6 protein-coding genes and 1 pseudogene are annotated in these 7,445 nt (G+C 62.3%); 6 read left to right on the forward strand and 1 reads right to left on the reverse strand.

What is annotated here, in order from left to right; translation table 11 throughout:
- The first annotated feature begins 35 nt into the window (after window positions 1–35).
- From C7441_RS10985 to pldH, 6 genes are read left to right on the forward strand one after another with little or no spacing between them, the layout of a single operon-like run.
- A complete protein-coding gene (locus tag C7441_RS10985; RefSeq protein WP_109612894.1) occupies window positions 36–1,607 on the forward strand; it encodes a putative B6 ABC transporter ATP-binding protein in 1,572 nt (523 codons plus the stop codon).
- The gene (locus C7441_RS10990; protein ID WP_019172898.1) at window positions 1,604–2,698 is read left to right on the forward strand and encodes a putative B6 ABC transporter permease subunit 2; all 1,095 of its coding nucleotides are present in this window, start codon (window positions 1,604–1,606) and stop codon (window positions 2,696–2,698) included. Before C7441_RS10985 ends, C7441_RS10990 begins: the two co-directional genes overlap by 4 nt.
- Before the next feature lie 3 nt (window positions 2,699–2,701).
- Window positions 2,702–3,637, forward strand: coding sequence for a putative B6 ABC transporter permease subunit 1 (locus C7441_RS10995; protein WP_019172899.1), 936 nt, complete (start codon window positions 2,702–2,704; stop codon window positions 3,635–3,637).
- Between the two features lie 56 nt (window positions 3,638–3,693).
- The gene (gene pldA / locus C7441_RS11000) at window positions 3,694–4,500 is read left to right on the forward strand and encodes a 4-pyridoxolactonase (protein ID WP_109612895.1); all 807 of its coding nucleotides are present in this window, start codon (window positions 3,694–3,696) and stop codon (window positions 4,498–4,500) included.
- Window positions 4,501–4,526: 26 nt separating this feature from the next.
- Window positions 4,527–5,705: a pyridoxamine--pyruvate transaminase gene (gene ppaT / locus C7441_RS11005; RefSeq protein ID WP_109612896.1), complete on the forward strand. Its 1,179-nt coding sequence runs from the start codon at window positions 4,527–4,529 to the stop codon at window positions 5,703–5,705.
- Between the two features lie 36 nt (window positions 5,706–5,741).
- Window positions 5,742–6,485: a pyridoxal 4-dehydrogenase, SDR-type gene (gene pldH / locus C7441_RS11010; protein ID WP_109612897.1), complete on the forward strand. Its 744-nt coding sequence runs from the start codon at window positions 5,742–5,744 to the stop codon at window positions 6,483–6,485.
- A gap of 406 nt (window positions 6,486–6,891) precedes the next feature.
- On the opposite strand, the pseudogene C7441_RS11015 reads toward pldH, so the two are convergent.
- Window positions 6,892–7,348, reverse strand: a pseudogene (locus tag C7441_RS11015) (transposase); the annotation flags it as partial.
- Window positions 7,349–7,445 lie beyond the last annotated feature (97 nt).

Raw genomic sequence — 7,445 nt, forward strand, 5'->3', positions numbered from 1 at the left:
GCCCCTCCGGTTTTATTGCGGTGGGTGGATGGTTCATGACCAATGCTTCTTCATCTCAGGCAGGCGGAAAGCCGGAGATTGTCACGCTGGAACGCGTGACCAAACGCTTTCCGGGCATCGTCGCGAACAACGCCGTCGACCTGTCTATCCGGGCAGGCGAAGTGCATGTTCTGCTGGGCGAGAACGGCGCGGGCAAATCCACGCTTATCGGCATGCTTTCGGGTCTTCAGCAGCCAAGCGAGGGGCGTATTCTGGTCGATGGCGTGCCGACACCGATAACGTCGCCGCGTCAAGCGCTGGCGCTTGGCATTGGCACGGTATTCCAGCACATGATGCTGGTGCCGACCTTGACGGTGGCTGAAAACCTGTTGCTCGGCGGCCCCTGGTGGCAGCGGCCCAAGAGCGAGGAACTGGCGACGCGCGTCGCCGAGATCAGCCGCACGCTTGGCATCACCGTCAATCTCCACGCAAAGGTTTCGGACCTGTCGCTCGGCGAGCAGCAGCAGGTGGAAATCCTGCGCGCGCTGTTGCGCAACAGCCGTTTGCTGATCCTCGACGAATCCACCTCCATGCTGACGCCGAAGGGCATCGACGATCTTGGCGCGCTCATGCGCCGCCTTGTCGAGCAGGGGCTGGCAATCGTCTTCATCACCCACAAGCTGAAGGAGGCCGCGGCTTTCGGCGACCGCATCTCGGTCCTGAAGCTCGGCCGCAAGGTGGGCGAGATTTCGCCGCAGCGCCTGCGCGCGCGAAGCGAGAACGAGATCATCGTCGAGATCGTGGAGCTGATGTTCGGCAGAAAGGAAAACGACCCCGAGGAGCAGGATCGGGTCGCGCGTGCTTTCCCCGTCGAAACGACCCCGCTTCTCGAAGTGCGCGATCTGGCCGTGCCGGCGACCGCCACGGCACCGGGACTGGCTTCCATCTCGTTTGACATCCGGCCGGGCGAATTGCTCGGCATTGCCGGCATCGACGGCAACGGCCAGAAGCAGCTTGCCGAGGCGCTGGCCGGGCAACTGGCAACCAGTGGCGGCATGGTGCGGCTGGCAGGTGAAAGCCTGAATGGGCTCGGCGTCGGCGAGCGGCGGGAAAAGGGCCTGCGCTACCTCACCGATGATCGATTGGGAGAAGGAACGGTCGGCACATTCCCGGTTTCGATCAACTTCTTCCTGAAGCAGATCGGGACTTCGCCTTTCTGGCGAAAGGGTGTCGAGCAGCGGCAGGAGATCGATCGCCGCGCAGGCGAACTGGTTCGCGAATACGACGTGCGCACGCCAAGCATCAAGACGCCGATCGGCCGGCTTTCGGGCGGCAACATCCAGAAAATACTGATAGCGCGTGAACTTGCCGAAGGTGTGAAGGCGGTGGTCTTCAACAAGCCGACCTATGGGCTCGATCTGGCCAACACATTGGCCACGCGCCAGCGCGTTCGCGAGGTTGCCGCGCGCGGCATGGCGGTTCTTCTGATTTCCACCGACCTGGAGGAACTGCTCAGCATGTGCGACCGCATCGCCGTCATGTCCGGCGGCGCGCTGGTCGGCACGGTCGAGAACTCCGGCGACGCCCGCACCAAGGTCGGGCGCCTGATGATTGGACTTGCAGCATGAGCGTGGAAACAACACCGGCCAGCGCGACCGCGCTCGAACCATCCCTTCCCGAAGGCGGCCGTGGCGATCTTGTGCGCCGGCTCGTGATGACGCTGGGGCCGATCCTGGCGGCGCTGGTCATAGCCGGCTGTATTTTATTGGCAGTGGGCGTCAATCCGCTGACCTATTATGGGTTCGTCATCGAACGCGGCCTGCTGTCGCCGCTCGGTGTGCAACAGACGCTGACGCGCATGGCGCCGCTGCTGTTCCTGGCGGCCGGCCTCATCGTCGCCTTCCGGGCCGGCATGTGGAATCTTGGCGGCGATGGCCAGTTCCTGCTGGGCGCGGTCAGCGCGGCCGCCGCCGGCCCCTTCTTGGTCCAGTTCCTGCCGGTGTGGCTGGCACTGGTTTGCGCGTTCCTGCTCGCCACGGCCGTGGCCATGCTCTGGTCGCTCTTGCCGGCACTGTTGCGCGCCTATCAGGGCGTCAACGAGATCATCACCACGCTGATGATGACCTTTCTCGGCACATCGCTTGCCAATGTTCTGGTCAAGCTCGCCTTTCTCGATCCATCGACGACCGTTCCGCAAACGCGCACCCTGCCGGTGGAAGATCGCCTGCCGCGCCTGTTCGACACCACGATTTCAAGCGGCCTTGTGCTCGGCCTTGTCGCCATCGTTGCGGTGCATCTGATGATGACGCGCACGGCCTTCGGCCTGAAGCTTCAGGTGGTGGGCGCCAATCCGCGGGCGGCTGTTCATTCTGGCCTCGGCGTCCCCACGCTCACCATCGCCGTCTTTGCCATTTCGGCAGGTCTGGCCGGCCTGGCCGGTGCCGTCGACATCCTCGGCGTGCAGGGCAATGTCCGCGCCGACTGGAACCCGGCCTATGCGATGGCGGTCATTCCGATGGTGTTCCTGGCGCGCATGAACGGCTTTGCGGCCATTGGTTTCGTGTTCCTGCTTTCGGTGTTGTCGATCGGCGGCGAAAGCGCCGCGCGCCGGCTTGGCGTGCCGCATCATTTCACGCTCGTGCTGGTCTCCATCGTGCTCATCATGCTGGCGGTCGCCGAATATATCGACCACCACTTCATCAAGACGCGGAGGGTCTGACCCATGACCGGACTTTTCAGCGAAGTCTTTCTTGCCGCTCTGCTTTTCGGGGCCGTCACCGCCGCTGTGCCGCTGCTGCTGGCGGGGCTAGGCGAGCAGATGTCGGAAAAAGCCGGCGTGCTCAATATCGGCATCGAGGGCATGATGATCTTCGGTGCCTATCTCGGCTTCGTCGGTGCGTATTATTCGGGCTCGCTGTGGCTGGGCTTCCTGGTGGGCGCGCTCGGTGGCATGGCGGTCGCCGCCGTCATGGCGCTGCTCTGCGTGCGCCTTGGCCTCAACCAGATCGTCATCGGTATTGCGCTGACGCTTGGGCTGGAGGGGCTGACAGCGCTGCTGCATCACTTCCAGTTCTCGCGCAGCTATCCACGCCTGCCGGCAGCCGACAAGACGCCGATCCCGCTTCTGGCCGACATCCCGGTGCTTGGGCCGGCGCTGTTCCAGCATCATCTGGTCGTCTATTTCGCCGTCGCGCTGGTGTTCGTGATGATCTGCATCTACCGGCGCACGCAGCTTGGCCTGAATTTGCAGGCTGCAGGCGACAAGCCCGCCGCGCTCGACGTGGCAGGGATCGATGTCATCCGCACGCGTACGATCGCGGTGCTGACCACCGGGGCGCTGGCCGGTCTCGGCGGCGCCTATCTCGCCAATGTAGGCGCGGGCATCTTCATTCCGTTCATCACCAATGGCGCGGGCTTCCTCGGCATCGTGCTGGCGATGCTGGCGCGCGGCCGCCCGCTCTGGGTGCTGTTCGGCGCGCTTTTGTTCGGCGTGTGCCTTTCGCTCACCACGGCCATGCAGGTTGCCGGCATCAACATGCCGACCGACGTCATCCAGATGCTGCCCTTCCTGGCGGTGATGATCATGCTGGTGCTGTTCGGTCGCAAGGCAAGCCTGCCGGCCGCACTTGGCCTGCCTTACGAGCGCGGTGCGCGCTGACACCAGAACCATTCGGGAATGCGGCCGGGCCGCAGGAGAAAAACAGGAGGAAAAAAATGTCCGACACGAAGGTCTATCTGCTCGATGGCGGCTCGCTGGTGCTCGACGGCTACCACGTTTTCTGGAATCGCGGGCCGGGCGGCGAGGTCCGCTTCCCCGTCTACTCGATCCTGGTCGAGCACGCAGAGGGGCGGTTCCTGATCGACACCGGCTTCGACTACGACCACGTGATGAAGGTGCTGCCCTTCGAGAAGCCGATCCAAAGCAAGGACCAGACCATTCCCGGTGCACTGGCGCTGCTTGGGCTGGAACCGAAAGACATCGACGTGGTGGTGAATTCACACTTCCATTTCGATCACTGTGGCGGCAACAAATACTTTCCGCATGCCAAGAAGATCTGCCACAAGACCGAGGTGCCACAGGCCTGCAATCCGCAGCCTTTCGAGCATCTCGGCTATTCGGATCTGAGCTTCTCGGCGGAAGCCGCCGAGGCGCGCGGGGCAACCGACCAATTGATGGAAGGCACCACGCGCGCGAACTCCACGTTCGAAGGTATCGAAGGCGATGTCGAACTGGCCAAGGGCGTCAGGCTGGTCTCGACGCCTGGGCATTCCATTGGCCACTACAGCCTCATGGTGAACTTTGCCAGGCGCAAGCCAATTCTTTTCACGATCGACGCCGCATACACACAAAAGAGCCTTGAGACGCTCTGCCAGGCAGCCTTCCATATCGACCCCGTAGCTGGGGTCAGTTCGATGCGGCATGTCAGGAAGCTGGCCGAGGATAACGATGCGGAACTCATGTATTCGCACGACATGGAGAATTTCAAAACCTACCAGACCGGCACGCAGTTCTATGGCTGACGTGCTGGTGTTCCGGAGAATTTCCTATGCGATATAAAGACAATGCCGACCCGGTGATCACGCTCACCTCGGGGCCCGTCAACGCCTATGCGGATGTGCTGCGCGGGCTGAGCCGCACTGTGCTCTACGACTATGATCCGGCGTTCCAGCTCTTCTATGAAAACGTGGTGGCCAAGGCGCAGAAGGCCATGCGTCTTTCCACCCGGCCGGTGCTGTTGCAGGGTGAGCCGGTTATGGGACTGGAGGCAGCGGCGGCTTCGCTGATTTCCAGCGAGGATGTCGTCCTGAACCTCGCCTCTGGCGTCTATGGCAAGGGCTTCGGCTACTGGGCAAAGCGCTATTCGCCGAACCTGCTCGAGATCGAAACCCCCTATAACGAATCCATCGACCCGCAGGCGGTTGCCGATATGCTTAAGAAGCATCCGGAAATCACCGTTGTCTCGGTGTGCCACCACGACACGCCGTCGGGCACGATCAACCCGATCGACGAGATCGGCGCGATCGTATCGGCGCATGGTGCCTATTTCATCGTCGATGCCGTATCTTCCTTCGGAGGCATGAAGACCCATCCCGAAGACTGCAAGGCCGACCTCTATGTCACTGGCCCGAACAAGTGCCTGGGCGCGCCTCCGGGACTGACCATGATGGGCGTCAGCGACAGGGCCTGGGCCAGGATGAAAGCCAATCCATCCGCACCGCGCGCCTCCGTGCTGAGCATTCTCGACTGGGAGGATGCCTGGTCGCACGAAAAGCCGTTTCCGTTCACGCCCTCTGTGGCGGAGATCAACGGCCTCGACGTCGCGCTGGACCTCTATCTGAACGAGGGGCCGGAGGCGGTCTGGGCGCGCCATGCGCTGACGGCAAAAGCCACGCGTGCGGGCGCATTGGCCATGGGGTTGTCACTCTGGGCGGCCAGCGAAAAGATTGCCTCGCCCACCACGACGTCGATCCGCACGCCGCAGGGCGTGGACGAAGCCGCGCTTCGGCAGGCGGTGCGAGAGCGTTATGGCGTAGTGTTTTCATCCGGCCGTGGCGAGACGTTGGGCAAGCTTACCCGCGTCGGCCACATGGGCCCCACGGCGCAACCGATTTACGCAGTCGCGGCGCTGACTGCGCTGGGTGGCGCGTTGAACGCGATGGGCCAGAAGCTGGCCGTCGGCAGAGGCATCGACGCCGCCCTCGCGGTGATCGACGCCGATGCATGATTTTCACGCAAACAGAAAACAGAGGGGAGATTGGTCATGAGCGACCGGCTCGCAGGAAAAAAAGCTCTGGTTACCGGGGCGGCACAAGGCATCGGCAAGGCAATCGCCAGGCGGCTGGCGGCTGACGGCGCTGAAGTTGTCATCGGCGATATCAATGTCGAGGGCGCCAACGCGGTCGCCGCTTCGATCGGCGGCAAGGCGCGGGCCTTTGCGCTCGATGTTTCCGATCCGGCTTCGGTAAAGGCGCTGTTTTCGGAACTCGACAAATCGGGAGGCATCGACATCCTGGTCAACAATGCCAGCATCGTACCCTTCGTGGCTTGGGATGATGTCGATCTCGACCATTGGCGCAAGATCATCGACGTCAATCTGACGGGTGCCTTTCTTGTGTCGCGCGCGGCAACCGACCAGATGCGCGCGGCGAACAAGCCCGGCCGCGTCATCAGCATCTCGTCCAACACGTTCTTTGCCGGAACGCCGAACATGGCGGCCTATGTCGCGGCCAAGGGTGGGGTGATCGGCCTGACCCGGGCGCTTGCGACGGAGCTGGGAAAATACAACATTACCGCCAACGCGGTCACGCCGGGGCTGATCGAAAGCGACGGCGTCAAGACCAGCCCGCACAACGAGGCATTCGGCTTTGTCGAGATGCTGCAGGCCATGCCCGGCAAGGGCCAGCCAGAGCATATCGCCGACGTGGTGGCCTTCCTGGCTTCTGACGATGCACGCTGGATCACCGGCCAGACGGTGAATGTCGATGCGGGCATGGTCCGTCACTGAACACGGCTAATCATTCACGCAAGGGTCCGGCGGCATGTCGGGCCCTTCACCGGCGGCGTCAGAACGACGCCTGACGATAAAAAGTCCTTGTACTGAAAACATTCGGACGTTTCTGTGCGATCTTCGGAGACAGCATCGGGTAGGGCACCGCGAGGCCCGGATCGACAATGAAATCAAGCCAATCCCATGACCGCTTGGGAGCGGGGTCACGCAGACCAGATTACCCCCGTTGCCGAAGTACGGAATGCAATACCAACTTACCCGGCACGATCATCCAGCCAGCGATAGCTCCGGCCTCCCTTTCAGGATCATTTTCCTCCATCCACATTGCATTGTCATGGCAAAGCTGAGGCCGCATCCGCATCCACTGCAACTTCTCTAGGGTCAGGACCTATTATACCAAGAGTCATGACGTTTGACCGACGTGTGCCCATTTGCGCACCCCGATCGATGTGATGGCTTGGGGAGCGTCGAGCAATTTCTGCCAAGCCTCGCAGGCGGCATCGATGATGGCGTCGTAGCTGTCGAAGACGCGGTTCGAGAGCCAGTTCCGGCGCACGCGACGGCTGGAAGATCGGCGTGATGTTTTTCGGCATCCTCAGGTTGGCGGTAGTGTGCCATCCGGCGCGATCCATGACGAGCACGGCATGTGCACCCTTTTCGACATGGCGGCTGATCTCGTCGACATGGAGTTGCATGGCCTCGGTGTCGGCAAAGGGCAGAGCCAGTGCAGCGCCGACACCGCGGGCCGGGCAGATGGCGCCGGACAGGTAGGCGCTTTGATAGCGCTGGTTGGCGGGCTGTCGCGGGCGTGTGCCGCGTCTTGCCCATTGCCGCACGATCCCATTCTTCTGGCCGATGCGTTTGACGTTGCCCCTTTGACTTAATCCGGTTTGAAGTTCGTTCTGGCCTAAAGAGAGGACCAGAACATGAAACGCAGCCGCTTCTCGGATGAGCAGA

The organism is Pseudaminobacter salicylatoxidans (assembly GCF_003148475.1).
Classification (GTDB): domain Bacteria; phylum Pseudomonadota; class Alphaproteobacteria; order Rhizobiales; family Rhizobiaceae; genus Pseudaminobacter; species Pseudaminobacter salicylatoxidans.